We start from the raw sequence: 24,964 nt of genomic DNA, 5'->3' as shown, positions 1-24,964 counted from the left end.
GGGCGCTTCAAGGCGGGTCCACCGTGCTAGCCCGCCGGCAGGTCCGCCTCGAAATTGAAGCGATCGCGCAGGTTCTTGCGCTGCTCCAGGATGTCCTTGAGGAAGGCGCGGTCCTGGTCGTTCTTCATCATCGGCTCGATCAGGTCGAGCTGGTTCATGGCGACCAGTTGCAGGATCTCGGTGCGCGGCTTGCCGGCGGCATCGCGGGGCAGTGCGTGCACGATTTGGATGTGTTCCGGCGGCTTTGGGCCCTTGGCGGCGGCGAGCTCGTCCCGCAATTGGCCTTCAAGGTTGGACTGATCAGCTTCAACGAAGGCATAGAGCCCGACACCGGAGCGGCGGTCGGCAAAGGCGACGATGGCAGTGTCGCGCACGGCGGGATTCTTGCGGATCAGCTCCGCCAGCAGCGGCGCGTCGTTGACGAGCCGGCGGCCGCCGCCTTCGCGGTCGGTGAAGTTGAAGAGGCCGCGTGTGATTGCCCGATAGACCTTCTTGCCGGTGGCGAGCCAGAGGCTGGCGGCGAACGACTTCTTCGCCAGGATTTTTCGCTCCCGCGGCGTCAGCGCGTCAGGTGCATAGGAGCGCTTGTGCTTGAGCAGATGCCGCAGGTCTTCATAGGCCAGGACGCGATAGAGCCGACCGCGTCGGTTGAAGCAGGCCGCAAGCTGAAAGTCGGTCACGTAGGCAAGCCCGTCGCGGCCGACCAGCCAGTTCTGTTCCTTGGCAAGATCGTTGTGGCAGATGCCGGCGCGGCGCAGCCGGCGCAGCGCTGCTTTGGCCGAGCGGAAATAGGCGAGGTCGCCGTGCGGTTTGGCCAGATGCAGCGCAACGCCGTCGACGAAGCTGCGCGCCAGCGCGCGGCGTCCGGCCCACAATAGCTCGGGCCCGACGTTCAGCCCCTTGGCGAGCACCAGCGCATGCTTCTCTCGGGCGAACAGATGGCGCGCCAGCAAGAACGACCACCACGGTACTTCATCCAGCCGGCGCAGCACCGCGTCGACTTCGCTGTTATCGCCACGGAAGCGCCCGCGCTCGACGGTCGAGAACACGTCGCGCTTGAGCAGAACGCCCTCGGTCCAGCGCGCCGAGAGTATTGCGGCGTCGTCTTTGGGAAGTCGAAAACTCATGCCGCGGCGGCAATGCGCAGGTGATCGGCGATCCAGCGATCGAGATCGGCGAGCGCCAGCGCGCTCATCGCCTGCTTCTTGGCCACGGTCTTTTCGTTCCCGCGCAGCCGGCTTCCGTCTGGCTTCTTCGTCGGTGCGCTGGCGAGCGGGGGGAATAGGCCGAAATTGATGTTCATCGGCTGGAACGAGCGCGTGCCGGGCTCGATGGTCTCGATATGGCCGCCCGTGATGTGGCCGAGCAGGGATCCAAGCGCGGTGGTGCCCGGCGGGCTCGCAAGTGTCTCGCCGCGCGCATCCGCGGCCGCATAGAGGCCGGCGATCAGGCCGACGCTGGCGGATTCCACATAGCCCTCGCAGCCCGTCATCTGGCCGGCAAAACGCAGCCGCGGCTGCGCGCGCAGGCGCAACTGGCCGTCGAGCAGCTTTGGCGAGTTGAGGAAGGTGTTGCGATGCAGGCCGCCGAGGCGGGCGAATTCGGCCTTTTCCAGCCCCGGAATGGTGCGGAAGATGCGCTGCTGCTCCCCGTATTTCAGCTTCGTCTGAAAGCCGACGATGTTGTAGAGCGTGCCGAGCTTGTTGTCCTGGCGCAGCTGCACGATTGCGTAAGCTTTGGTGGTGGGATCGTGCGGATTGGTGAGGCCGACCGGCTTCATCGGCCCGTGGCGCAAGGTTTCGGGGCCGCGTTCCGCCATCACCTCGATCGGCAGGCAGCCGTCGAAATAGGGCGTGTTGGTTTCCCATTCCTTGAACTCGGTCTTCTCGCCGGCGACCAGCGCGGCGACGAAGCCATCATACTGCTCCTTGGTCATCGGGCAGTTGATGTAGTCGGCACCGGTGCCGCCGGGACCGACCTTGTCGTAGCGCGACTGGAACCATGCTGCCGACATGTCGATGGATTCGCGGTGCACGATCGGCGCGATCGCGTCGAAGAAGGCGAGCGCGTTCTCGTCGGTCAGCTCGCGGATGGCTTCGGCCAGCGGCGCCGAGGTGAGCGGACCAGTCGCAACGATGACGTTGCTCCACTCGGCCGGCGGCAGGCCTGCAACCTCGTCGCGGGCGATCTCGATCAGGGGGTGGTCGTTGAGCGCCTTGGTGACGGCCGCGGAGAAGCCGTCGCGGTCGACCGCCAGCGCGCCACCGGCGGGCACCTGGTTGGCGTCGGCCGCACGCATGATCAGCGAGTCGAGGCGGCGCATCTCGGCATGCAGCAGGCCGACGGCATTGTTGGCGGCATCATCCGAGCGGAACGAGTTGGAGCAGACGAGCTCGGCAAGTCCGTCGGTGCGGTGTGCCTCGGTCATGCGGGTCGGCCGCATCTCGTGCAGCACCACGGGCACACCGGATTTGGCCACCTGCCAGGCGGCTTCGGAGCCGGCAAGGCCTGCGCCGATGACGTGCACGGAATTGGATTGGGGTCCTGTCATGGGGCGGACAGGTAGCGCTTTTCGGCGACGAGTGGAATCGCCGAGATCGAGTTTTCTGCCACTGGATGCGACAACGCCCGCACGAGGCGGGCGCTATCGGTTTGTCCGGTGAAGGGCTGAACGATATCAGCCCTGATACTGACCGGCGGCAACGCGCGCGATGTCCGAGCGATCGAGGCCGATATCGGCCAATTCGCGATCGCTGAGCTGGGACAGCTCGGCAACATTGCGCTGATAGTCCCGGAACGCCTGGATCATGCGGATGAGCGAGAGCAGCATTGGTAGTCTCCTGTAGTTCGATTCAGCCCTTGCCCGAGCGTCATCGTTGAAATGAATATAGGTGAGAGTGGTGCAGTGCGGAAGTTCCGATGTTGCGGTGCAGCTAAGCGCTATGCGCATGGCTCCGGTAACGGACGATTAACCCGGAGGCACTGCCGCCCAAAGGGTAGGCGCAACGGGAGCGTGAGCGCTATAAATGACCGTGAATTCACGGAGTTACCGCATATATCCGGGTTCCCATTGGAGACGAAATAATGTTCGTTTCATTCGTTTGCAAGGCGATTGTCTAGCACCTGCACCCAAGTCTCGCATGCGCGAATCGCATGAGAGCAAAAATAGTAAAAATGAATTTAAATTCAATTTTATGGGCCGAGCGGCCACGTTTCGACGGGCGCGGGGTTAGCGATTCGCTTGGTTCCGAGCTGGGCGGATCGACGTGACGGGCGGCTGCAAGGCAGACGATCCAACCCAGCCTCGGTTCACAGCTCCAACCGCCCCCATGGTGCAATGCACACACGCTGAACGTGTGGCCTTCATTACGAGGGTGTAATGAAAATCAGAAGTTTCGCATGCGGCTCTGCGTGGTGCGCAACATCACGCAATTCTCGCGAGGAATTTATTGCGTCATGTTGCCGCGCCCGGAGGAAAGTCATGTCGCAGATTCCGGCAATGTCGCTGGGTCTGTGCCAAGAACAAGAGAAGGAAAGTAACATCATGACGAAGTTGCTCGGGGTTATCGCAATTGCCGCCGTCGCATTCGCCGTCGCGCCGGCCCAGGCCGCCAAGCACGCCATGGGCGGCTGCAGCTCGGCCAATCTGGAGAAGACCGAGACCGCGATCGAGGCCATGCCCGATGGCGACGGCAAGATGGTCGCGCAGAAGGAGATCGCGGCCGCGCAGGACTCGCTGCTCAACAGCAAAATGGGTGCGTGCGGCGCCCATCTGAACAAGGCGATGCACGCCACCATGGGCAAATAAGAAACTTCGAAAACGCACCAGGAGAGGGCCGGTCGCCGGGCGATCGGCCCTACGCTTTTGGCCAGCAAACATTTAAGGGGCGCGTGCCAGCTGGGTGGCGAAATGGGCGACGGTCTTGGAATAGACCTCGCTCTTATTCCACTGCTGGAGCACCGCAAAATTCGGGGCGCCAGGCTGCCAGTCCTTGCCGCGCTGCCAGCCATAACCAGCGAGATAGTTCGCGGTGGAGGCGAGCACGTCGGGGGCGTTGTGCAGGAGATCGCGCTTGCCGTTGCCGTCGAAATCGACGGCATATTTCATCCAGGAGGACGGCATGAACTGGGTCTGGCCGAGCTCGCCGGCCCAGGCGCCCTTCATGTCGGCCGGTGCCAGGTCGCCGCGCTGGACGATGCGCAGCGCATCCAACAGCTCGGCGCGAAACTGCTCGGCGCGCCGGCAGTCATAGGCCAGCGTCGCCAGTGAGCGGATGGTCGCGAACTTGCCGGTGTTGACGCCGAAATCGGTCTCGAGACCCCAGATCGCGACCAGCACCTCGCCAGGCACGCCGTAGGTCTGCTCGATGCGCGACAGCACCGAGCCGTATTGCTTCATCATGTTGGAGCCGCGCGTCATGCGCGGCGGCACCATGCGGCCGGAAAACTCCTCGAAGGTCTGGGTGAAGACCTTTTGCGAGCGGTCGCGGTTGAGCACGCCCTGATCGAGTGTCACGCCGGTGAGTCCGGCGGAAATGGCCTGTTGCGAGACGCCTTTGGCCGCGGCGTCGGTTTTGAAGTCCGCAAGCCAGGCGTCGAAATTGCCAGAGCCGCAGGCAACAGCGGCGAGCGCTGGCTGGGCGGATAGGAATGACGCGGAGATGAGGAAGGCTGCGAGGGCGAGACGAGAAATCGTCGGGGTCATTCGAGTCAATTAAGTCCGTGAAGTGATCTGACCGGCGGGCGCAATTTCGGTGGTAACCGCGGCCAAAGCAAGGCGTATGACAGTGTGCGATCCTGCCCGGACCGGGGCAGGATCGCATGTCACGATATCGTCAGGCGTCGGTCCGATTGCGCCAGGGGAAGAGGTTGGCGGGGAAGTCGGCGGCCGGCTTCCGCGGACGATGCGGCGGAGGCGGCGCAGGACGCGCGCCCGGATCCGACACGATCACCTTCCGGTAGAGATGCCAGGTGGCATGGCCGAGCAGGGGGATCACCACGGCAAGGCCGAGGAAGGCTGGAATGGTGCCCAGCGCCAGCAGGACCGCCACGATCAGGCCCCAGGCCGCCATCGGCACCGGGTTCTTCGCGACCACGCGCAGCGACGTCACCATCGCCTCGAATGCGCCGGCATGGCGGTCGAGCATCAACGGGAACGACACGGCGCTGATGCAGAGCGCGGCAAGCGCGAACAGGAAGCCGGTGCCGCAGCCGACCACGATCAGCCACCAGCCTTGCGGGCTCGTGAGAACACGCGTCAGAAAATCCGAGATCCCGGATGCGCCTTCATAGCCGAACGCCGCGACGTAGATCGCCTGCGCGGTCGCAACCCAGGTCACGAACAGGGCGAGGAGCAGCGCGCCGAGACCGAGCATGGCGCCGAAGGAGGGTGAACGCAGCACCTCCATGGCATCCCAGGCGCTGGCCTCCTCATAGCGTTCGCGCCGGCTGGAGAGCTCGTAGAGACCGAGCGCGGCGAACGGGCCGATCAGGGCGAAGCCCGCGGCCAGCGGGAACAACAGCGGCAGCACCGAATAACCCATCACCACGCGGGCGAGCACGAGGCCCAGCACAGGATAGATCACGCAGAGGATGATGGCGTGGCTCGGGACCGCCTTGAAATCTTCCCAGCCGCGCTTGAGCGCATCGTGCAGATCGGAGAGTTGGATGGTTCGGATCGCCGGTCCAGCCGCTTCCGCGGGCTGGGCCATGGTGGGGACATTGCCCCGGTAAAGTGTGGCCATGGTCGCTTGCTCCTTAGGCGGCCGAATCCGGCGCCGGCAAACGGCGCAAGCGGCCGCTCTTCTCTGAGTTTCGCGATCCCGACCAGACGCGAATTCCGGATGGCACCGCGAGCTGAACGTCAAGGCTACGCCCATTTGCGAGTCCTGTCCCTCACGCTTGGGTGAGATTCGATGTCGCAGTGCAACCTCGACAATGTCATACGGTCGTCATTTCGCCGCAGATAAGCTGATGCTGCGTGTTGGTTCGCCGAACTTCGCGGGCGCAACGACGTAACTTGGTCTATAAGTGCCACTCAAGGCCCTTCCAACGGATCCTTTTCGGGGAGCAGACATGAGCATTTTCGGGAAAATCATGGGCGCGATCTTCGGCAGCAGTCATGCTTCCGCCGCGCCCGCAGGCAGCGCACCGTCGGGCACCGCGCCCGCTAGCGCCGCGCCTGGCGGATCGGCGCCTGCTGCCTCGCCCGGGGCGACAGTGGACGTCGCTTCGATCGTCGATGCGGCGGTCGCCGCGCACAAGGGCGAGAAGCTGGAATGGCGCACCTCGATCGTCGACCTGATGAAGGCGCTCGATATCGATTCCAGCCTCGCTGCGCGCAAGGACCTCGCCAAGGAGCTCGGCTACAGCGGCGACACCAATGATTCCGCGAGCATGAACGTCTGGCTGCACAAGCAGGTGATGTCCAAGCTCGCCGCCAATGGCGGCAAGCTGCCGCCTGAAATCAAGCACTGACCGACCCTCGGTCGTCAGCCAAGGGCCCGCGATCTCGCGGGCCCTTTTGCCGATTCAGGCGACGAGATCGGCATCCTCCGGATGCCTCTCGAGATAATCGACGACGAAGCCGCAACCGGCGATCACCTTATTGCCGTCGCGGCGGATCAGTTCCAGCGTGCCCTTGACCAGCTCGGACGCGATGCCGCGGCCGCGCAACGCGAGCGGCGTCTCGGTGTGGGTGATGATCACCGCCGACGGCGTCAGCCGGTAATTGGCGAAGGCGATTTCGCTGCCGACATCGAGTTCGAAGCGGCTTCTGTCCTTGTTGTCGCGTACCGATGGCGCCATGCAAAATCCTTCCGACATGCTGCTTGCCTCTGATCTAGGCGCCTGAACCGGCCCTTGCCAAGGTGCGACCAAGAGAGGTTGCCGCAGGGGAGATATCCGGAAAATGCGTGTCCCGCTCGGCCTGATGGCGCTCCTCGCCGCGCTGATCTCGACGGCGCCGTTGCCGGCTTCGGCCGAAGACGGTCCGGCCTGGAAGGCCTGCGTGGGATCGACCAGCACGCCGGACCAACGGGTCAAGGCCTGCTCGACCGTGATCGACACGAAGAGCGAGAGCGGATCTCGGCTCGCCGGCGCCTATTGCAACCGCGGCCATGGGCTCACCGAGAAGCGCGAGCTCGACGCCGCGCTGTCCGATCTCGACGAGGCGGTCAGGCTCGACCCCGGCTACGCCTGCGCCTACAACAACCGCGGCCGCGTCTACAGTTTCAAGCGCGACTATGATCGCGCCATCGCCGATTACGATCAGGCCATCAAGCTCGATCCGTCGCTGGCGCTGGCCTACAGCAATCGCGGCGAGTCGCGTTTCAACAAGGGCGACCTTGACGGTGCCTTCGCCGACTTCAACGCCGCGATCAAGCGTGATCCCAATTACGCAATGGCCTACGCCAATCGCGCGCTGGTGTATTACCGCAAGCACGACATGGCGCATGCGCTCGCCGACTACACCACGCGGATCAAGCTCGCGCCCGATCTGCTTGCCTATATCGACCGGGGCAACGTCTATCGTGACGGTGAGCAGCTCGATCGTGCCGCCGCCGACTATGGCGAGGCGATCCGTGTTGCGCCGACCGACGCGCGCGGCTGGCGCAATCGCGGCATGATCCGGCTCTATCAGGGTGACAGCAAGGGCGGCCTTTCCGACTACGACAAGGCGCTGCAATACGATCCCTCCGACGTGTTCTCGTGGAGCAATCGCGGACAGGCCAAGCTGCGGCTCGGCGACAAGCAGGGCGCGATCGCCGATTTCAGGAAGGCGCTGGAGTTGAAGCCAGGCCTGCCGACGGCGCAGGAACAGCTGAGGAAGCTCGGGGCGTTGTAGCTCTCCGTCATTGCGCGCGATGACGAGGTTAGACTTTTACCAGGCCCTGATTGTCCGGATGCTTCAATCGGTCGCTTTGGCGAGCTGGAATCCTCGGGCTGCGGCTGCGGGCGCAGGCATCCCTGGCAGATGACAAGGGAACGATTGACGCTGGCGTCCTGCTCGGCCTCGATGCCATCCTGCGCCTGCCACCATTCTTTCGAATAGGGCTGAAGCCCGGCTTGCGACCTGTTGCGCTCGGACCAGGCGGCGGTCCGGGTTGGTTCTGAGGCAGCACGAGGCCGATTGGGATTCTCGCCCGCACCATCCCAGGCATAGCGCGCAGGCTTGAAGGCGGGATCGGAGGCCAGATGCGCCTGCGGGCCCACGGCACATCCGGCAAGCGCCAGCGACAACAGGAGGAGGGCGGGCGCTTTGACCATGATGCGGCACTCTGTACACAAGAACTGAACGAGGTTGCGCCGATCATATTTAAAATTTCCTGAACGGTTGGATGGGCTGCGCTGCGACTCGCGGCCTTGCAGGGGCACTGGCTATGGCGATAAATGGGCTGCAATGAGCGGGCAGCTTGCGCGCGGTCCGCTATCGAAGAGGAAGCCCGATGCAGCCCCTGCGCATGTCCCGCCGCGTCATGAATCTCGCTCACATGCTGACCCAGAATGCGCGGCGGCATGGATCGCGTCCCGGGTTCGTCTGGGGTGACAGATCCTGGACCTGGCGCGAGATCGATGCGCAGGTCTCGGCGCTCGCCGCAGCACTCGCCGCGCGCGGCATCGCCAAGGGCGACCGCATCCTGGTTCATTCCAAGAACGGCGACGAGATGTTCTTTTCGATGTTCGCGGCGTTTCGGCTTGGCGCCGTCTGGGTGCCCACCAATTTCCGCCTGATGCCGGACGAGGTCACCTACCTCGCGCAGGCCTCCGGCGCGAAGGCGTTTCTGTGCCACGTCGATTTTCCCGAGCACGCCGCGGCCGTGAAGGGCGGGGCGCTCGAATTCACCTGGAGCATTGACGGCAAGGCCACATTCGGTGAGCGCTCGGTTGCCGACGCCATCGCCTCGCAGGCAAGTCACATCGTCGAGAACGTTGCCGTCGAGCATGACGATCCCTGCTGGTTCTTCTTCACATCGGGGACCACCGGCCGCTCCAAGGCGGCGGTGCTGACTCATGGCCAGATGGGCTTTGTCGTCACCAACCATCTCGCCGATCTCACGCCCGGCGTCACCGAAGCGGACGCCTCGCTGGTGGTGGCGCCGCTGTCGCATGGCGCCGGCGTGCATCAGCTGGTTCAGACCGCGCGCGGCGTATGCACTGTGCTGCTGCCTACGGAGAAATTCGACATCGACGAGGCGTTTCGCCTGATCGAGGCGCATCACGTCAGCAATCTCTTTGTCGTTCCGACCATTCTGAAGATGATGGTCGAGCATCCCGCCGCAGACAAATACGATCATTCCTCGCTGCGCCAGGTGATCTATGCCGGTGCGCCGATGTATCGCGAGGACCAGAAGGCTGCCCTGAAGAAGCTTGGCAAGGTCATCGTGCAGTATTTTGGTCTGGGCGAGGTCACCGGCAACATCACGGTGCTGCCGGCGGCGCTGCATGATCCCGAGGACGGCCCGCACGCGAGGATCGGCACTTGCGGCTTCGAACGCACCGGCATACAGGTCTCGATCCAGGACGACGAGGGCCGCGAGCTCGGCGCCAACCAGAGCGGCGAGATCTGCGTGATCGGCCCTGCGGTGCTTGCCGGCTATTACGACAATCCCGAGGCCAACGCGAAGGCGTTCCGCAACGGATGGTTCCGCACCGGCGATCTCGGTCACATGGACGAGGAGGGGTTCGTCTACATCACGGGACGCGCCTCCGACATGTACATCTCCGGCGGTTCCAACATCTATCCGCGCGAGATCGAGGAGAAGATCTTGACCCATCCTTGCGTCGGCGAGGTTGCAGTGCTCGGCGTGCCCGATGCGACCTGGGGCGAGGTCGGCGTTGCCGTCTGCGTGGCGCGCGAAGGCGAGAAGCCCGTCAGCGAAGCGGAGATGGCGGCGTTCCTTTCGCCAAAAGTGCCGCGCTACAAGATGCCGAAGCGGTTCTTCTTCTGGGAGGCCTTGCCGAAATCCGGCTATGGCAAGATTCCGAAACGCATGGTGCGCGACGAGCTCGAGGCGCGCGGGCTGCTCGATCTCGACAAGACACAGGCGGGCTGAGCGTACGCGATGCGGAGTATCAAGCAGCCTGGCGCACCCGTCGCAGAGCGTATCCAATGGGTCGAGGCGAGGGGACGCGCTTTCTCCTTCACGATACAAGCAGGTCTGCCGCTGCTGGAAGCCGCGCGCCGCGGTTTTGCCGCAGAGGGATTTGCCGGCGGCGTGCTGAGTTTTGGCAGCGGCGCGCTGGGGCCTTTCGCCTATGTCATGCCGGCGCTGTCGAAGACCAGCGAGAACGCTGCGTTCTACAGCGAGACCTTCAGGCCCAGCGGCGTGACGCGCACGAAGCTCGGCAGCATGACGCTGGGCCTGCGCGACGGCGCGCCGTTCTTTCATTGCCATGGGCTGTGGACGGAGGCCGATGGCCGCACAAGCGGCGGCCACATGCTGCCGGACGAGACTGATGTCGCCGAGCCGTTTGAGGTCGAGGCCTTTGGTGTCGATGGTGCAATGTTCACCGCCGCGCCCGATCCCGAGACCAATTTCAAGCTGTTCGGGCCGGTGGCGGCTGCGAGCACCGGCGCGCGCACGACCAGCCGCGCTTTCGCGATGCGGCTGCGCCCCAATCAGGATTTTGCGGGCTGTCTCGAAGACTTCTGCCGTGCGCACGACATCGTGCGTGCGAAGCTCCATGGCGGCGTCGGCTCGACCGTCGGCGCGCACTTCACCCATGGCGGCGTGACCGAGCCGTTCGCGACCGAGCTTGCGATAACGGCCGGTGCGATTGCGCCCGGCTCCACCGGCGCGCTGGAAGCTGCGATCGATGTCGCCCTGATCGACTACACCGGCGGCATCGCCGAGGGCCGCCTGGTCCGCGGCGACAATCCGGTGCTGATGACGATGGAGCTGGTGCTGGAAGCGCTGGAGTAATGAGCGACCGGCGCCTGAGCTCGCAATGACGGAGTGGAGGCAACTGCATTCTCCACTCTCGTGTCCCGGACGCGACGCAGCGCGTAGCGGTGCGGTGCAGAGCCGGGACCCAGTAAGCCGCACGGATTGCTGATGCATAGGCCCCGGCTCTGCACCGCACCGCCGAAGGGGCACTGCGCCGCGTCCGGGGCACGGGAGCAAAATCCATCTTCGTATTTCAACCCACATAGTCCGCGCGGTTTCCCGTTCTCGCGGCACATCGTGCCCGAGCTTTGCGGCAGTTGCCGCCCCCAAAAGTGCCGAGGGCGCAGGGAAGGCCGGGCGCCGGCTGGCACCCGCGGTCCACTGTGCGAAAGTTGCGTTACGAAAGCTGCACAGCGGCATACAGGTGAAGCCAAACGACCGGCCTTCCCTGCGCAGTGGTTTTACGGCTTATGTCGTGCTCTCCCCGGGGAGCGATGCACTATTGCCCCCGTCGCCTTGCAGATGGCTGATGTTGCAGACCCGGTCGGGCCGTCACATCACCACAAGATTTGGCGCACAGACCCCGGGCGCCAGGACCACACGATTTTGCCGTACGCGGGCTGCACCGGTCGTGTGCGCGCGGATCGCTGCTCACGGAGTGATCCGCCCTGCAACCAGCCTCGCGCCGACGCCGCCCGCGTCCACCACGTCCCATCCCGCGTTCGTGACGATCGCGATCCGCCCCTCGGCCGGGTTGGGATGGCTCTCTATACGATAATCCGAAATACGGATAAAGAGAAATATTTTGACGCGATAGCGTTGACCTCGCGGTGGGATGTTTTGCCTGCCGGGCGGCGCAAGAGGTTGTGGGTTGCGTATATCTTCGCCGCAACGGCGCCATGTACCGGTCTCCCCACGGCCCCAAAATGAGCTAGGATGATCGCAGCGCGCCTCAAGTCGCGCACGATCAACGAGACGTATGAGGGAACGAGATGAGGGTGACGATTGGACGGCGCACGCTATTGGTGGCGGCGCTGACGGCGGCGGGAGCAGCGGCTTTGACGGCGGCGTTTGCGCCGGCCTGGGCCCACGGTCCGACCCGGCAGAAGGTGCGCGAATCCATCGAGATCAACGCCGCCCCGGCCAAGGTGTGGGCCGCGATGGGCAATTTCCAGGACATGAGCTGGCTGCCGCCGGTCACCAAGACCGAGGGCGAGAAGGGCAACGAGATCGGCGCCACCCGGAAGCTGACGCTGACGGGAGGAGCGACCGTCGACGAGGAGCTCTACAAGTTCGACGCCGCTGCCATGACCTATTCCTACCGGATCACCAATGTGGACGTGAAGGTGCTGCCGGTGACCAATTATTCCTCGACGCTGACGGTGACGCCGAGCGCCGACGGCAAGGGCTCGACGCTGGAATGGGCCGGCGCGTTCTACCGCGGCTTCCCCAACAACGAGCCGCCGCCGGAGCTGAGTGACGCGGCCGCGGTCAAGGCGGTGAAGGGGCTGTATCAGGCCGGCCTCGAGTCGCTGAAGAAGAAGATCGAGAGCGGAAGCTGACCGTGCGGGCGCTGGTCCTGGCGGCGCTGGCCGCCGGCCTTTGCCTTGCGCACGCATCCGCCGAAGAGGCGTTCGTCACCAACCAGCTCAGCGACGATCTGATGATCGTGGACCTCGCCACGGCGCGCAGCGTGGCAATCATCCCAATCGGCGGCAAGCCGGCCGGCGTCGCCGTCAGCGCGGACGGACGCTTTGCCTATGTGACGAGCCCGGATGCCAAGGCCGTGACGGTGGTGGATGCAGCAACGCGGCAGGTTGCGGGGCGGATCGAGGTCGGCGGCGGGCCGCTCGGCATTGCCGTCGCGCCTGATGGCCGGACCGTCTATGTCGCGGACTGGTATGCGGCGGCGGTGCGGGTGATCGACGCGGCGAGCCACAGCGTCACGGCCAGCATCGCGGTCGGCGCCTCGCCGTCGGGCCTCGCGGTGACGCCGGATGGCAAGCTGCTGCTCTCGGCCGACCGCGACGACGACAGCGTCTCGGTGGTGGACACCGCGACGCGCCAGCGCAAGGCAACCATCAAGGTCGGCACGCGTCCATTCGGCGTCAGCATCGATGCCGAGGGCAGGCGCGCCTACACCGCCAATGTCGGCTCCAACGACGTCTCCGTGATCGATATCGCAGAAGCGCGCGAAATCGCCCGCGTGCCGGTCGGGATGCGACCCTATGCGGTGGCGCTGACGCTGGGCCGCGGCTTCGTCACCGACCAATATGGCGGCACGGTCAGCGTGTTCGATCTGGCGACGCTGAAGCCGGTGAAGCGCATCAATGTCGGCGACTACCCCGAAGGCATCGCCGCGACCGCGGACGGCAAGCGCATCATCGTCGCCTGCTGGGAGAGTAACACGCTCAGCATCATCGACGCGGCCGAGCTGAAGGTGATCGGCGAGGTGAAGACCGGCGACGGCCCGCGCGCGTTCGGGGCGTTCTTGCGCAGGACGGAGTAGAGGTTTGATGTGCACGCTCGTCAGGGCTACGGCACTGGAAACAACGTTCGCACGACCTCATCCATCCGCTCAAACACATGATCCGGCGCCAGCGCCCGCAGCGCCGCCGGCGCCGCATAACCCCAGCACACCGCACCGCAGGCAATCCCGACGGCCCGCGCCGCCTCGATGTCACGCACCTCGTCGCCGATCGAGATGACCTTGTCCGGCTCCACGCCGGCGCGGCGGATGACCCGGCGGAATTTCGCGGCCTTGCCGAACAGCGACGCCGCGCAATCGAAATGCGCGAACAGCGCGGCGGAATCGCCAAGCTTCTCGCGCGCATTGGCCTCGCTGTCCGACGTCACCAACGCCAGCTGCACACCGTTTCCGGCGAGTGTTTGCAGCATCGCCTCGACGCCCGCAAACAGAAAGATCTCCGCCGCCGCCTCCGCCTTCAGCCGCCGCGCATGGCGCGCGATCGCCGGCAGCTTCCACAGTGGTACCTCGAGCCGAGCCAGAATCTCGCGGCTCGAAGCATGCCGCAGAGCCTCGATATCCTCATCCGCGACACGGCGAAATTTGAAGCGATCGGCGACATCGTTGATGACGCGCAGGAACCACGGAAAGCTGTCGGCCAGCGTGCCGTCGAGATCGAAGATGGCGAGGGTGTAGGGCATGGGAGACGGGTTTTGGAGTTCGCTGACAAGCTAAATGTCGCGTGCTATAGTACGGAACAGTTCGAGGACAGCCATGCGGCACGAGCGGATTGAAATCAACCCGGCGATCATGGACGGCAAACCTGTCATCCGTGGGACGCGTGTGCCGGTTGAACTCGTGCTGCGCGAGCTGGGCGGGGGGATGACCACCGAGGCGATCATCGCGGAGCACCCGCGGCTGACCGCCGCTGACGTGCGGGCGGCGCAGGCCTTTGCGGCCGACTATCTGGCCGACGAAGACATTATTTATCGCTGAATCGTGCTCTGGCTCGCGGACGAATGCGTTACAGTCTCTTTGGTTCGAGAGCTCCGCGGTGCCGGTCACGACGTGCTCTACATCGCCGAGTTTGCTGCCAGTCTGAGCGATGTAGATGTCATTGCGCTGGCGTCCCAGGAGGGACGTCTTCTCCTCACGGCTGACAAGGACTTTGGCGAGCTTGTCTTTCGTCGCGGCCACGCCGTTCCAGGCTTGATCTTGCTGCGTATCGGTCCAGAGAACGGGCCGCTCGTGAAAGCACGGCTGCTGGAGGCCATAGATCAGTTCGGCCAGGGACTGTTCGGCCGATATGTCGTGATTGACGAGGTTCGTTTCCGATCCCGTCCCCTCTAGCGCCGCGGAGACCGTCGATCATCCCAACCTACTCGAGGCCAGGGAGATCACTCCGCCGCCTCGCTCGCCGCCCGTCTCCGCTTCGGCTTCCGCGCCTTCGCCAGCACCGGGGCCAGAAACTTGCCTGTGTAGCTCCGCGGCGCTTTGGCGATGTCTTCCGGGGGGCCCCAGGCGACGATTTCGCCGCCGCCGTCGCCGCCTTCGGGACCGAGGTCGATCACCCAGTCGGCGGTCTTGATGACTTCGAGATTGTGCTCGATCACCACCACCGTGTTGCCCTGCGCGACCAGCTCGTGCAGCACCTCCAGCAGCTTCTTGACGTCGTGGAAGTGCAGCCCGGTGGTCGGCTCGTCCAGGATGTAGAGCGTGCGGCCGGTGGCGCGCTTTGACAGCTCCTTTGCGAGCTTGACGCGCTGGGCTTCCCCGCCGGAGAGCGTTGTGGCCTGCTGGCCGACGTGGATGTAGTCGAGGCCGACGCGATGCAGTGTCTGGAACGTCTCGCGCACGCGCGGGACCGCCTTGAAGAACTCGGCCGCTTCCTCCACGGTCATGTCGAGCACGTCGGCGATGCTCTTGCCCTTGAACAGGACCTCCAGCGTCTCGCGGTTGTAGCGCTTGCCCTTGCAGACGTCGCAGGTGACGTAGACGTCGGGCAGGAAGTGCATCTCGATCTTGATGACGCCGTCGCCCTGGCAGGCCTCGCAGCGGCCGCCCTTGACGTTGAAGGAGAAGCGGCCGGGCTCGTAGCCGCGTGCTTTCGACTCGGGCAGGCCGGCGAACCATTCGCGGATCGGTGTGAAGGCGCCGGTATAGGTCGCGGGATTGGAGCGCGGCGTGCGGCCGATCGGCGACTGGTCGATGTCGATGATCTTGTCGATGTGCTCGAGGCCCTCGATGCGGTCGTGCGGCGCGGCGCCCTCGCTGGCATTGTTCAGCTTGCGGGCGATGGCCTTGTAGACCGTGTCGATCAGCAGCGTCGACTTGCCGCCGCCGGAGACGCCGGTGACGCAGGTGAACAGGCCGAGCGGAATTTCGGCCGTGACGTTCTTGAGATTATTGCCGCGCGCGTTCACCACCTTGATGGTGCGGCGATGGTTCGGCGGACGCCGCTCCGGCACCTCGACCTCGAGCTCGCCGGTGAGATATTTGCCGGTCAGCGATTTCGGGTTGCGCATGATCTCGGCCGGCGTGCCTTCGGCGATGATGTTGCCGCCATGCATGCCGGCGCCGGGGCCGATGTCGAGGACGTAGTCGGCCAGCAGGATCGCGTCCTCGTCGTGCTCGACCACGATCACGGTGTTGCCGAGGTCGCGAAGCCGCTTCAGCGTGTCGAGCAGGCGCGCGTTGTCGCGCTGGTGCAGGCCGATCGAGGGCTCGTCTAGCACGTAGAGCACGCCGGTCAGCCCCGAGCCGATCTGCGAGGCCAGGCGGATGCGCTGGCTCTCGCCGCCGGACAGCGTACCGGAGGAGCGGGACAGCGTGAGATAGTTCAGGCCCACGTCGAGCAGGAAGGTCAGGCGCTCGCGAATCTCTTTCAGGATGCGGCCGGCGATTTCGTTCTGCTGCGCGTTCAACGCCTCCGGCACGGTCTCGAACCACGCGCCGGCGCCCTTGACCGACATCTCCGAGATGTCACCGATGTGCTTGCCGCCGATCTTGACGCAGAGCGCCTCGGGCTTGAGCCGAAAGCCGTTGCAGCCTCCGCAGGGCACGTCGTGGAAATATTTCGACAGCTCCTCGCGCGCCCACTCGCTTTCGGTCTCGCGATAGCGGCGGTTGATGTTGGTGATCACGCCCTCGAACGGCTTCTTGGTGTCGTATGAGCGGACGCCGTCTTCATACGAGAATTTGATCTCGTCCTCGCCGGAGCCGTGGAGGATCGCGTTCTGCGTCTTCTTCGGCAGATCCTTCCATTTGGTGGTCAGCGTGAACTTGTAGTGCTTGCCGAGCGCAGTCAGCGTCTGAATGTAATAGGGCGAGGAGGACTTGGCCCAGGGCGCGATCGCGCCCTTGCCAATGGGGAGCTCCTTGTCGGGGATGACGAGGTCTTCATCGACATGCTGCTCGACGCCGAGGCCGCCACAAGCGGGGCAGGCGCCATAGGGATTGTTGAAGGAGAAAAGCCTGGGCTCGATCTCGGGGATGGTGAAGCCGGAGACCGGGCAGGCGAACTTTTCCGAGAACAGCATGCGCTCGGGTCCGCTCTTGTCGTGGATCTTTGCGGTCTTCTTTTTCTCTTCCGCGGGTGCTGCCGCAGCCGGCGCATCAGCGAATTCGATGACGGCGAGGCCCTCGGCGAGTTTCAGCGCGGTCTCAAAGCTTTCGGCGAGGCGCTGGCCGATGTCGGCGCGCACCACGATGCGGTCGACGACGACGTCGATGTCATGCGGGAATTTCTTGTCGAGGGTCGGCGCCTCGCTGAGTTCATGGAAGGTGCCGTCGATCTTGACGCGCTGAAAGCCCTTCTTGAGCCATTCGGCGAGCTCTTTCCGGTACTCGCCCTTGCGGCCGCGCACGACCGGCGCGAGCAGATAGAGGCGCGTGCCCTCGGGGAGCGCCAAGACGCGATCGACCATCTGCGAGACGGTCTGGCTCTCGATCGGAAGGCCTGTGGCCGGCGAATAGGGCACGCCGACGCGTGCCCACAACAGGCGCATGTAGTCGTAGATTTCGGTGACGGTGCCCACGGTGGAGCGCGGGTTCTTCGACGTTGTCTTCTGCTCGATCGAGATCGCAGGCGACAGGCCGTCGATCTGGTCGACGTCGGGCTTCTGCATCATCTCCAGGAATTGGCGCGCATAGGCCGATAGCGATTCGACGTAGCGGCGCTGGCCCTCGGCATAGATGGTGTCGAAGGCGAGCGAGGATTTGCCGGAGCCTGACAGCCCCGTGAACACCACCAGCTTGTCGCGGGGAATCTCGACGTCGACGTTCTTGAGGTTGTGCTCGCGCGCGCCACGGATCGTAATTGCGCGCAGGTTTGATCCCACGTTCGGCTGTTGGCGCTTCGCCTTGATCACTTCGTCCATCCTGGTGGTCCTCAAGAATCCCAAAAGCGCGCGATCGCGCCAACTGGAAGGCGCGCTTCGCCCGGAACCGGGATCGGTGCCGATGGGTATGTCAGCGAACGTAGGAAGAACGAGGAGGGATTTCCAGTGGCCTTTGCGAATCGTCAACGGATTGTTGGCGCGCTGGCGGCATCTGGCAGCAGGAGGGCCAGCGGAACTACGCTGCAGGAGACCGCGCAAACAAAAAGGCCGGCGCAAGGCCGGCCTTTCGTAACGATGTGACCTCGGTCGTGCAGATCAGTACTTCGCGACGATCGGACCGCCGAAGCGATAGTTCAGGCGAACCGTGGCCATATCCACGTCCTGCTTGATGCTGTCGCTGCGGGTGTTCACACCGAGGAAGGTGAAGCTGTCGGTGTGCTTGCCCATGAACAGGTGGTTATATTCGACGGCGACCGACCAGTTCGGAGCGAAGCCGAACTCGATGCCGGTGCCGACCGTGCCGCCCCAACGGGTTTCGTTGGCGGTATCGAGGGTGACGCCACCCAGAGTGCCGCTGAACTTGTTGTGGGTGACGGCCGCGCCGCCCTTCACGTACCAGAGCACGTTGTTCCAGGCATAACCCACCTGACCGGTGAAGAGGCCGATGGCGTCGATTTTGGTGTTGTTGACCAGCGGGAAGAACGCGGCGGGCGAGCTGGTGCTCGAGCCCTTCAGGTCAGCCCAATCGCCCTGGGCTTCGAGGCCGAACACCCAATTGCTGGACTGCCAGCGATAGCCGATCTGGCCGCCGACGATGGCGCCGGTTGCATTGTGGCAGCCTTCAGCCGTGACGGGGACTGGTGCGCCAAGCACCGAGGTCGTATCCCAGCAATTGTGGCTCGAGCCGCCACCGGCGTTGGCGCCGATGTAGAAGCCGGTCCAGTTGTAGACCGAAGCCATAGCCACCGGAGCCTTGGTGTAGGGGCGCGCCGCGAGATCAGCGGCCGAAGCCGGGGCAGCGAGAGCGAACAAACAGGCCGAAGCCAACAAAATCTTTTTCATTTTCAACTAATCCCAGTCCCCAGTTTCTGTTGCCCTCCCTATTCGGGAAAGGCATCGGACACTCTCGTCCAACTGATGTCACTCTTACACCACTAAAGCCGCAAGTTGTGTGTCCCGCCGGCCACAGCAGCCTGAAAATGGAGCACTTGTTGACCTGTTATTCCCGTCGGGGAACGGAAACGAAAAGGCCGGCGCGAAGGCCGGCCTTGGAGTTCTTGAATGATGTCAGTTGGATCAGTACTTCGCGAGGACCGGACCGCCCCAGCGATAGTTCAAGCGGACAAGCCCCATATCGACATCCTGGCTAATTCGGTCGCTTCCGAATGTTGCGCCCGCGGGCGTTGTGAAGCCGATCGTGCGATTGCCAAGGAAGATGTGGTCGTACTCAAAGCCCAGCGACCAGTTTGGTGCGAAGCCGAACTCCAAGCCGGCTCCAACCGTCCCACCCCAGCGAGTTTCACGCGCCGAAGCCAGCAACGTACCCGCGCCGGGCGTACCTGCGGCGGCATAGACGTCGTACTTATCACCGACCACGGCGCCGCCGCCCTTCACGTAGAGCAGCACGTTGTTCCAGGCGTAACCGACCTGACCGGTGATGAGCCCGAAAGAATCGATGCGAGAACGGTTGCGATCACCGGTCACCAAAGCGGTGCCCGGAAACAGTGTGCTCACGTTGTCGCCCCGGAAGTCGGCCCAGTTGCCCTGGCCTTCAAAGCCGAACACCCAACTGGCCGTCTGCCAGCGATAGCCGATCTGCCCGCCGACTGTGCCGCCTGTCGCATTGTGACAGCCTTCGCCGACCAATGTACCGGTCACCGGCGTAACGAAGTCCCAGCACTTGTGGCTTGACCCGCCGCCGCCGTTGATGCCGATGTAGAAGCCGCTCCAGTCATAGATGGTTGCAACCATCGGCGCCGGAGCCTTGGTGTAGGGACGCGCCGCCAGATCGGCCGCGCTTGCGGGAGCCGATACGCTCAACGCCACGGCACCGATTGCACCAAACACAAGCTTATTCATTGCCAGTCTCCCCAGGTTCGTCGCTTCTTGTTGATCCGAAGCGGCTGATCAGGCGTGACGCCCATATGAACTAAGTCCGAGGAGACGGTAGCTCCATCGAGCGGCAGAGTCCGTCGCCCGGATGCAACAATGGCAGGCGGTGAAAGCGCCAATAACTTGCTGAATGTTAAGTTGTTCTGCTCTTCGGACGGAACCTACAAAGGTTCCATCCAACGCTTCTGCAGATGAAGCATCCGCGAGCGACCGAATGTCGGGTTTGCAGGAACAAATCTGGAACGAGATCCAAATAGATGCTATATTTGGGGATAACCGGAGGGATCATGGGCTGAGCGTCCCTTGCGAGCGTATAGGGTCCTCAGCAGGGTGGCAGAGGCCGCGGGCGCGGCCCGCCTCGTGAAATTCAGTGGCATTCAAATTCAGTGGCATTCGGAGTGGAGAGCGGCGATGGCGGGAAGCGTCAACAAGGTCATTCTGGTTGGAAATCTCGGCAAGGATCCTGAAATCCGCCGCACCCAGGACGGGCGGCCGATCGCCAATCTGAGCGTCGCCACCTCGGAGACGTGGCGCGACAAGGCGACCGGCGAGCGCAAGGAAAAGACCGAGTGGCACCGCGTCGTGATCTTCAATGAAGGGCTTTGCAAGGTCGCCGAGCAGTATCTGAAGAAGGGCGCCAAGATTTACGTCGAGGGTGCGCTCCAGACCCGCAAATGGACCGACCAGAGCGGCGTGGAGAAGTACTCGACCGAGGTCGTGCTGCAGGGCTTCAACTCGACGCTGACGATGCTGGACGGTCGCAGCGGCGGCGGCGGAGCCGGCAGCTTCGGCGACGAGCCGGGCGGCGATTTCGGCTCATCGGGTCCGGTCAGCAGCGCGCCGCGCCGCCCCGTTGCCGCCGGCGGCGGTGGCCGCAACAACGACATGGACGACGATATCCCGTTCTGAGCGATCCCGTTCCAAGAACGCGGCGTATCGCACGATGCCGACGCGCCGGCCGGATGGGGCGGCGCTTCTCGTGTCGTGTCAGCAAATCTCGCTAATCGGCAGGACGGGCTCGGGATTTCCGAGCCCGCTTCATGTTTGGGTTGAACTCGGATTGCGTCTCGGCAGGCGCGCTGACGGGCACGTTCGCCGCACGGTTTTCCAGGTGTTCCAGGCGATTTTGCAAGGTCGAGTGGCGGCCGTCCGAGACCTGGCTCGCAAGGGCTTAAGTTATTGGAAAAATAGGCGGAAAAAGCGCTTGCCCAAGCCTCGCAAGGGTGGTTATCCGAGCCTCGATGCGCTATATGATTCCCAGATAAAACCTCACCGGATTTCCCCTTGGCTGACGACGACGACAAGCCCGGCGACCAGCCGGCGCAACCCTCGGATATTCGCCCCGTCTCCATCTTCGAGGAGATGAAGAAGTCCTATCTCGATTACGCCATGAGCGTGATCGTGGCGCGGGCGCTGCCTGACGCCCGCGACGGCCTCAAGCCGGTGCATCGCCGCATCCTGTACTCGATGAACGAGCAGGGGCACACGCCCGACAAGAAGTACGTCAAGTCCGCCCGCGTGGTCGGCGACGTCATCGGTAAATATCATCCGCATGGCGACCAGTCGATCTACGACGCCATGGTCCGGATGGCGCAGAACTTCTCCATGCGCGTGCCGTTGATCGATGGCCAGGGCAATTTCGGCTCGGTCGACGGCGATCCCCCGGCTGCCTATCGTTACACGGAAGCCCGGTTGACGAAGGTGGCGCTGGCTCTGCTGGCCGACATCGACAAGGACACCGTCGACTTCCAGCCGAACTACGACAACAACGAGACCGAGCCGTCGGTCCTGCCGGCCAAGTTCCCGAACTTGCTCGTCAACGGCGCCGGCGGCATCGCGGTCGGCATGGCCACCAACATCCCGCCGCACAATCTCGGCGAGGTCATCGACGCCTGCGTCGCGTTGATCGACAACCCCGCGCTCACCATCGACGAGCTCATCAACATCGTGCCGGGACCGGATTTCCCGACCGGCGGCGTCATTCTCGGACGGCAGGGCATCCGCGCCGCCTATCACCTCGGCCGCGGCTCGGTCATGATGCGCGGCAAGGTCGCGATCGAGACCATCCGCAAGGAGCGCGAGGCGATCATCATCACCGAGATTCCCTACCAGGTGAACAAGGCGACGATGGTCGAGCGCATCGCCGAGCTGGTGAAGGAAAAGAAGATCGAGGGCATCGGCGACCTGCGTGATGAATCGGATCGCGACGGCTACCGCGTCGTCATCGAATTGAAGCGCGACGCCGTGCCGGATGTGGTGCTGAATCAGCTGTACAGATTCACCCCGCTACAGACGAGCTTCGGCGTCAACATGGTGGCGCTCGACAGCGGCCGTCCGCGGATCATGCATCTGAAGGACCTGCTGGCGATCTTCGTCGACTTCCGTGAGCGGGTCGTCACGCGGCGCACCAAGTTCCTGCTCGCCAAGGCACGCGATCGCGCCCATATCCTGGTCGGTCTGGCGATCGCGGTCGCCAATATCGACGAAATGATCCGCGTGATCCGGACCTCGCCCGACCCGACCACCGCCCGCGACACCCTGATGTCACGCGACTGGCCGGCCCGGGACGTCGAGGACATGCTGACGCTGATCGACGATCCGCGCCACCGCATCAGTGAGAACGGCACGATCCGCCTGTCGATGGAGCAGGCGAGGGCCATTCTCGACCTGCGCCTGCAGCGCCTCACCGCACTCGGCCGTGACGAAATCCGCGAGGAGCTCGATAAGCTCGCCGGTGAGATCGCCGACTATCTCGACATCCTGCGCTCGCGCGACCGCGTGCTGGGCATCATCAAGACCGAGCTCGCCGAAGTGAAGGCCGAGTTCGCCACCCCGCGCCGCACCGTCATCATCGAGCAGGAAGGCGAGGTCGAGGACGAGGACCTGATCCAGCGCGAGGATATGGTCGTCACCGTCTCCCACGCCGGCTACGTCAAGCGCGTGCCGCTGTCGGCCTATCGCGCGCAGCGCCGCGGCGGCAAGGGCCGCGCCGGCATGCAGACCCGCGACGAGGATTTCGTCAGCCGTCTGTTCGTGGCCTCCACGCACACGCCGATGCTGTTCTTCTCCTCGCGCGGCCAGGTCTACAAGATAAAGGTCTGGCGCCTGCCGATGGCCGCGCCGAACGCGCGCGGCAAGGCGCTGATCAACATCCTGCCGCTGGAGCAGGGCGAGCGCATCACCACCATCATGCCGCTGCCGGAGGATGAATCCACCTGGGGCAACCTCGACGTGATGTTCGCCACGACAGGCGGCAACGTCCGGCGCAACAAGCTGTCCGATTTCGTCGACGTCCGCCGCTCCGGCATCATCGCGATGAAGCTCGACGAAAATGAAGCGATCGTCGACGTGCAGATCTGCACCGAACACGACGACGTGCTTTTGACCGGCGCCGGCGGCCAGTGCATCCGTTTCCCCGTCACTGACGTGCGCGTGTTCACCGGGCGTACCTCGATGGGCGTGCGCGGCATTGCGCTTGGCGAGGGCGACAAGGTGATCTCGCTGGCGATTCTGCGTCATGTCGAGACCTCATCGGAGGAGCGCTCGGCGTACCTGAAGATGCGCCGTGCAGTCGTCGGCGAAGCCGCGACTGAGGAAGCAGCAGTGGATGCCGAGGCCGAGGAGACCTCGGGCAGCTACCAGCTCGCCCAGGAGCGCTATGTCGAGCTGTCGGCGGCCGAGCAGGTCGTGCTGACCGTCTCCGTCAATGGCTATGGCAAGCGGACTTCGTCCTACGAGTACCGCACCACGGGCCGCGGCGGCAAAGGCATCGTCGCCATGAGCGTCAACAACCGCAACGGCAACCTCGTGGCCTCCTTCCCGGTGGAAGAGGCCGACCAGATCATGCTGGTCACCGACAAGGGCCAGCTGATCCGCTGCCCGGTCGAAGGTATCCGCGTGGCCGGCCGCTCGACGCAGGGCGTGATCGTGTTCGACACCGCCGAGGACGAGCATGTCGTCTCGGTCGAGCACATCACGGAAGAGGCCGAGAGCGGGAACGGCGAGAACGGGAACTAACGCCGGCTACGGGGCGATTTCGGTTCGACCGAACTCGGCTTTTCTGGCTCCCAAGGCTTTTTTGCAAGCACGTCGGCGTGCCTCTCGCCTAAGACGCTGACGATAGAATTTAGGAGCACATCAATTCTATTCGTGATCTTGTAACCGCAAACGGGTCGGGCAACTTCGGCACTTGCTGCAGAAAAGAAGATAATTTCAGGCTTGCTACTATTGGTTCCCGGAGCGGAAACTAACATTTCGGCCATTCCAAATCCGGCTGGACTATGGGTGTTTTGCTCTTCATTGAAGCGAACTAACGCGCGCGATTTCGCCATCTCCGCTCCATACTGTTGGAGCTCGTCAGCTTTCATAAAGGCCTTGGTCAAGCTGGGATCCGGAAAATCAAAATAGTGCACTCGACAGCGGTCGAGCTTGCGTTGGCGATTGTCGGGATCTTTTGGCCGCCAGATGTTTGTAATAAGCAAGTCGAATGGACTGATCCGCATGGCTTCGAGTGCCTCTGCCGTTGTCGGAACCTGAACGACGATTAGTTTGAGCGTTTGTTCTAGAAAGTCCGCAATTGCCGCGTTCACAATTTCATTTGGTTTGTCGTCGACCCACAGGATTCGCGAGTGGACGATAGCGGGAGCAATACGTGAGGCCCGAACGAGTGCAGTCTTCACCGCTCGCTCATCAAAGAGGTAAAGGGAGTTTGATTTTACTGCTGCTTCGAGATTGGCCGCATCCTGATCAATAGTCTCTGAGCTGCACCCGGTTCTGTTGACACCGGCTTAAGCTAATCCAACCTTCCGTTCGAACTCCATAGGGCTCAGATATCCGATCGTCGAATGCCTTCGCTTCGGATTGTAGAAGCGCTCGATGTAGTCGAACACGTCGGCCTTGGCCTCGTTGCGTGACCGGTACACTTTGCGCGCTGTTCGCTCGGTCTTCAAGGACGAGAAGAAGCTCTCCATTGCAGCGTTGTCCCAGACATTGCCTGACCGGCTCATCGAGCAGACCACGCCGTGATCGGCCATCAGCCTCTGGAACTGTTCGCTGGTGTATTGGGCGGATTCAAACGGTCGTCGCAACACTCGGAGGTAGGAGGTTGCGATGAACGTTGTAAGGCGCCGATCGGCGCGGTCAGGACGAGCCCCATT

The 24,964-nt window shown here is 63.7% G+C and carries 22 protein-coding genes and 1 pseudogene; 11 read left to right on the top strand and 12 right to left on the bottom strand.

All coding sequences use genetic code 11. The annotated features are described in order from the left end of the window. Positions 1 to 26: 26 nt before the first annotated feature. The 3 genes from IVA74_RS25760 to IVA74_RS25750 form a co-directional block, all read right to left on the bottom strand. Positions 27 to 1,127 carry a serine/threonine protein kinase gene (locus IVA74_RS25760; RefSeq protein WP_247349145.1) on the bottom strand — a complete coding sequence of 367 codons (1,101 nt, stop codon included), beginning with the start codon at positions 1,125 to 1,127 and terminating at the stop codon, positions 27 to 29. Next, a complete protein-coding gene (trmFO, locus tag IVA74_RS25755) occupies positions 1,124 to 2,551 on the bottom strand; it encodes a methylenetetrahydrofolate--tRNA-(uracil(54)-C(5))-methyltransferase (FADH(2)-oxidizing) TrmFO (RefSeq protein ID WP_247349144.1) in 1,428 nt (475 codons plus the stop codon). The genes IVA74_RS25760 and trmFO overlap by 4 nt, the downstream gene beginning before the upstream one ends. Positions 2,552 to 2,677: 126 nt before the next feature. Then, positions 2,678 to 2,830, bottom strand: coding sequence for a DUF1127 domain-containing protein (locus IVA74_RS25750; RefSeq protein WP_247349143.1), 153 nt, complete (start codon positions 2,828 to 2,830; stop codon positions 2,678 to 2,680). A gap of 651 nt (positions 2,831 to 3,481) precedes the next feature. Here IVA74_RS25750 and IVA74_RS25745 point away from each other — a divergent pair. After that, a complete protein-coding gene (locus IVA74_RS25745; RefSeq protein WP_247349142.1) occupies positions 3,482 to 3,808 on the top strand; it encodes a hypothetical protein in 327 nt (108 codons plus the stop codon). 72 nt (positions 3,809 to 3,880) lie between these two features. Here IVA74_RS25745 and IVA74_RS25740 read toward each other — a convergent pair whose 3' ends face one another. Both IVA74_RS25740 and IVA74_RS25735 read right to left on the bottom strand, forming a co-directional pair. After that, entirely contained in the window at positions 3,881 to 4,705 is an 825-nt protein-coding gene (locus IVA74_RS25740) for a lytic murein transglycosylase (protein WP_247349140.1), read from the bottom strand. Positions 4,706 to 4,835: 130 nt separating this feature from the next. Continuing rightward, positions 4,836 to 5,744, bottom strand: coding sequence for a DUF2189 domain-containing protein (locus IVA74_RS25735; RefSeq protein WP_247349139.1), 909 nt, complete (start codon positions 5,742 to 5,744; stop codon positions 4,836 to 4,838). A 331-nt stretch (positions 5,745 to 6,075) separates the two neighbouring features. On the opposite strand from IVA74_RS25735, the gene IVA74_RS25730 reads away from it, so the two are divergent. Beyond that, positions 6,076 to 6,477, top strand: coding sequence for a DUF3597 domain-containing protein (locus IVA74_RS25730; protein WP_247349138.1), 402 nt, complete (start codon positions 6,076 to 6,078; stop codon positions 6,475 to 6,477). A gap of 54 nt (positions 6,478 to 6,531) precedes the next feature. Here the strand turns inward: IVA74_RS25730 and IVA74_RS25725 are convergent, their stop codons facing one another. After that, complete coding sequence (locus IVA74_RS25725) at positions 6,532 to 6,807, bottom strand: GNAT family N-acetyltransferase (protein ID WP_247349137.1); 276 nt, start codon at positions 6,805 to 6,807, stop codon at positions 6,532 to 6,534. Between the two features lie 103 nt (positions 6,808 to 6,910). Between IVA74_RS25725 and IVA74_RS25720 the strand changes: the two genes are divergently transcribed. From IVA74_RS25720 to IVA74_RS25700, 5 genes are all read left to right on the top strand, one after another. Next, a complete protein-coding gene (locus IVA74_RS25720) occupies positions 6,911 to 7,846 on the top strand; it encodes a tetratricopeptide repeat protein (RefSeq protein ID WP_247349136.1) in 936 nt (311 codons plus the stop codon). A 601-nt stretch (positions 7,847 to 8,447) separates the two neighbouring features. Continuing rightward, positions 8,448 to 10,055 carry an acyl-CoA synthetase gene (locus IVA74_RS25715; protein ID WP_247349135.1) on the top strand — a complete coding sequence of 536 codons (1,608 nt, stop codon included), beginning with the start codon at positions 8,448 to 8,450 and terminating at the stop codon, positions 10,053 to 10,055. Between the two features lie 9 nt (positions 10,056 to 10,064). Next, positions 10,065 to 10,925: a DUF296 domain-containing protein gene (locus IVA74_RS25710; protein WP_247349134.1), complete on the top strand. Its 861-nt coding sequence runs from the start codon at positions 10,065 to 10,067 to the stop codon at positions 10,923 to 10,925. 956 nt (positions 10,926 to 11,881) lie between these two features. Beyond that, positions 11,882 to 12,451 (top strand): SRPBCC family protein, encoded by a 570-nt coding sequence (locus tag IVA74_RS25705; RefSeq protein WP_247349133.1) that lies wholly within the window; start codon positions 11,882 to 11,884, stop codon positions 12,449 to 12,451. 2 nt (positions 12,452 to 12,453) lie between these two features. Then, positions 12,454 to 13,398 (top strand): cytochrome D1 domain-containing protein, encoded by a 945-nt coding sequence (locus IVA74_RS25700; RefSeq protein WP_247349132.1) that lies wholly within the window; start codon positions 12,454 to 12,456, stop codon positions 13,396 to 13,398. Between the two features lie 26 nt (positions 13,399 to 13,424). Here the strand turns inward: IVA74_RS25700 and IVA74_RS25695 are convergent, their stop codons facing one another. Then, positions 13,425 to 14,057, bottom strand: a complete 633-nt coding sequence (locus tag IVA74_RS25695) for an HAD-IA family hydrolase (RefSeq protein ID WP_247349131.1) — start codon at positions 14,055 to 14,057, stop codon at positions 13,425 to 13,427. 73 nt (positions 14,058 to 14,130) lie between these two features. Between IVA74_RS25695 and IVA74_RS25690 the strand changes: the two genes are divergently transcribed. Together IVA74_RS25690 and IVA74_RS25685 are read left to right on the top strand one after the other, a co-directional pair. Then, the gene (locus IVA74_RS25690; protein ID WP_247349129.1) at positions 14,131 to 14,352 is read left to right on the top strand and encodes a DUF433 domain-containing protein; all 222 of its coding nucleotides are present in this window, start codon (positions 14,131 to 14,133) and stop codon (positions 14,350 to 14,352) included. Positions 14,353 to 14,355: 3 nt separating this feature from the next. Continuing rightward, positions 14,356 to 14,706: a DUF5615 family PIN-like protein gene (locus tag IVA74_RS25685; RefSeq protein WP_247349127.1), complete on the top strand. Its 351-nt coding sequence runs from the start codon at positions 14,356 to 14,358 to the stop codon at positions 14,704 to 14,706. Between the two features lie 47 nt (positions 14,707 to 14,753). On the opposite strand, the gene uvrA is transcribed toward IVA74_RS25685, so the two are convergent. From uvrA to IVA74_RS25670, 3 genes are all read right to left on the bottom strand, one after another. Then, positions 14,754 to 17,735, bottom strand: coding sequence for an excinuclease ABC subunit UvrA (gene uvrA / locus IVA74_RS25680; RefSeq protein WP_247349126.1), 2,982 nt, complete (start codon positions 17,733 to 17,735; stop codon positions 14,754 to 14,756). A 276-nt stretch (positions 17,736 to 18,011) separates the two neighbouring features. Next, positions 18,012 to 18,758 (bottom strand): outer membrane beta-barrel protein, encoded by a 747-nt coding sequence (locus IVA74_RS25675; protein ID WP_247349124.1) that lies wholly within the window; start codon positions 18,756 to 18,758, stop codon positions 18,012 to 18,014. A 234-nt stretch (positions 18,759 to 18,992) separates the two neighbouring features. Beyond that, the gene (locus IVA74_RS25670) at positions 18,993 to 19,775 is read right to left on the bottom strand and encodes an outer membrane beta-barrel protein (RefSeq protein WP_247349122.1); all 783 of its coding nucleotides are present in this window, start codon (positions 19,773 to 19,775) and stop codon (positions 18,993 to 18,995) included. 444 nt (positions 19,776 to 20,219) lie between these two features. On the opposite strand from IVA74_RS25670, the gene IVA74_RS25665 reads away from it, so the two are divergent. After that, the gene (locus IVA74_RS25665) at positions 20,220 to 20,717 is read left to right on the top strand and encodes a single-stranded DNA-binding protein (RefSeq protein WP_247349121.1); all 498 of its coding nucleotides are present in this window, start codon (positions 20,220 to 20,222) and stop codon (positions 20,715 to 20,717) included. Between the two features lie 375 nt (positions 20,718 to 21,092). Beyond that, the gene (gene gyrA, locus IVA74_RS25660) at positions 21,093 to 23,825 is read left to right on the top strand and encodes a DNA gyrase subunit A (protein ID WP_247349120.1); all 2,733 of its coding nucleotides are present in this window, start codon (positions 21,093 to 21,095) and stop codon (positions 23,823 to 23,825) included. On the opposite strand, the gene IVA74_RS25655 is transcribed toward gyrA, so the two are convergent. Both IVA74_RS25655 and IVA74_RS25650 read right to left on the bottom strand, forming a co-directional pair. After that, a complete protein-coding gene (locus IVA74_RS25655) occupies positions 23,822 to 24,487 on the bottom strand; it encodes a hypothetical protein (RefSeq protein WP_247349119.1) in 666 nt (221 codons plus the stop codon). The two genes, gyrA and IVA74_RS25655, sit on opposite strands and share 4 nt — an antisense overlap. Positions 24,488 to 24,595: 108 nt before the next feature. Continuing rightward, a pseudogene (locus IVA74_RS25650) lies at positions 24,596 to 24,964 on the bottom strand (IS3 family transposase); the annotation flags it as partial.

This window comes from Bradyrhizobium sp. 132 (genome assembly GCF_023074185.1).
Lineage (GTDB): Bacteria > Pseudomonadota > Alphaproteobacteria > Rhizobiales > Xanthobacteraceae > Bradyrhizobium.
The sequence above is the reverse complement of the archived record's forward strand: the minus strand, read 5'-3'. Positions and strand labels throughout refer to the sequence as shown.

Bases quoted from the DNA above. Each gene is read 5' to 3' on its own strand.
- IVA74_RS25760 (WP_247349145.1), bottom strand. From the start codon at position 1,127: ATGAGTTTTCGACTTCCCAAAGACGACGCCGCAATACTCTCGGCGCGC.
- trmFO (WP_247349144.1), bottom strand. From the start codon at position 2,551: ATGACAGGACCCCAATCCAATTCCGTGCACGTCATCGGCGCAGGCCTT.
- IVA74_RS25750 (WP_247349143.1), bottom strand. From the start codon at position 2,830: ATGCTGCTCTCGCTCATCCGCATGATCCAGGCGTTCCGGGACTATCAG.
- IVA74_RS25745 (WP_247349142.1), top strand. From the start codon at position 3,482: ATGTCGCAGATTCCGGCAATGTCGCTGGGTCTGTGCCAAGAACAAGAG.
- IVA74_RS25740 (WP_247349140.1), bottom strand. From the start codon at position 4,705: ATGACCCCGACGATTTCTCGTCTCGCCCTCGCAGCCTTCCTCATCTCC.
- IVA74_RS25735 (WP_247349139.1), bottom strand. From the start codon at position 5,744: ATGGCCACACTTTACCGGGGCAATGTCCCCACCATGGCCCAGCCCGCG.
- IVA74_RS25730 (WP_247349138.1), top strand. From the start codon at position 6,076: ATGAGCATTTTCGGGAAAATCATGGGCGCGATCTTCGGCAGCAGTCAT.
- IVA74_RS25725 (WP_247349137.1), bottom strand. From the start codon at position 6,807: ATGGCGCCATCGGTACGCGACAACAAGGACAGAAGCCGCTTCGAACTC.
- IVA74_RS25720 (WP_247349136.1), top strand. From the start codon at position 6,911: ATGCGTGTCCCGCTCGGCCTGATGGCGCTCCTCGCCGCGCTGATCTCG.
- IVA74_RS25715 (WP_247349135.1), top strand. From the start codon at position 8,448: ATGCAGCCCCTGCGCATGTCCCGCCGCGTCATGAATCTCGCTCACATG.
- IVA74_RS25710 (WP_247349134.1), top strand. From the start codon at position 10,065: ATGCGGAGTATCAAGCAGCCTGGCGCACCCGTCGCAGAGCGTATCCAA.
- IVA74_RS25705 (WP_247349133.1), top strand. From the start codon at position 11,882: ATGAGGGTGACGATTGGACGGCGCACGCTATTGGTGGCGGCGCTGACG.
- IVA74_RS25695 (WP_247349131.1), bottom strand. From the start codon at position 14,057: ATGCCCTACACCCTCGCCATCTTCGATCTCGACGGCACGCTGGCCGAC.
- IVA74_RS25690 (WP_247349129.1), top strand. From the start codon at position 14,131: ATGCGGCACGAGCGGATTGAAATCAACCCGGCGATCATGGACGGCAAA.
- uvrA (WP_247349126.1), bottom strand. From the start codon at position 17,735: ATGGACGAAGTGATCAAGGCGAAGCGCCAACAGCCGAACGTGGGATCA.
- IVA74_RS25675 (WP_247349124.1), bottom strand. From the start codon at position 18,758: ATGAAAAAGATTTTGTTGGCTTCGGCCTGTTTGTTCGCTCTCGCTGCC.
- IVA74_RS25670 (WP_247349122.1), bottom strand. From the start codon at position 19,775: ATGAATAAGCTTGTGTTTGGTGCAATCGGTGCCGTGGCGTTGAGCGTA.
- IVA74_RS25665 (WP_247349121.1), top strand. From the start codon at position 20,220: ATGGCGGGAAGCGTCAACAAGGTCATTCTGGTTGGAAATCTCGGCAAG.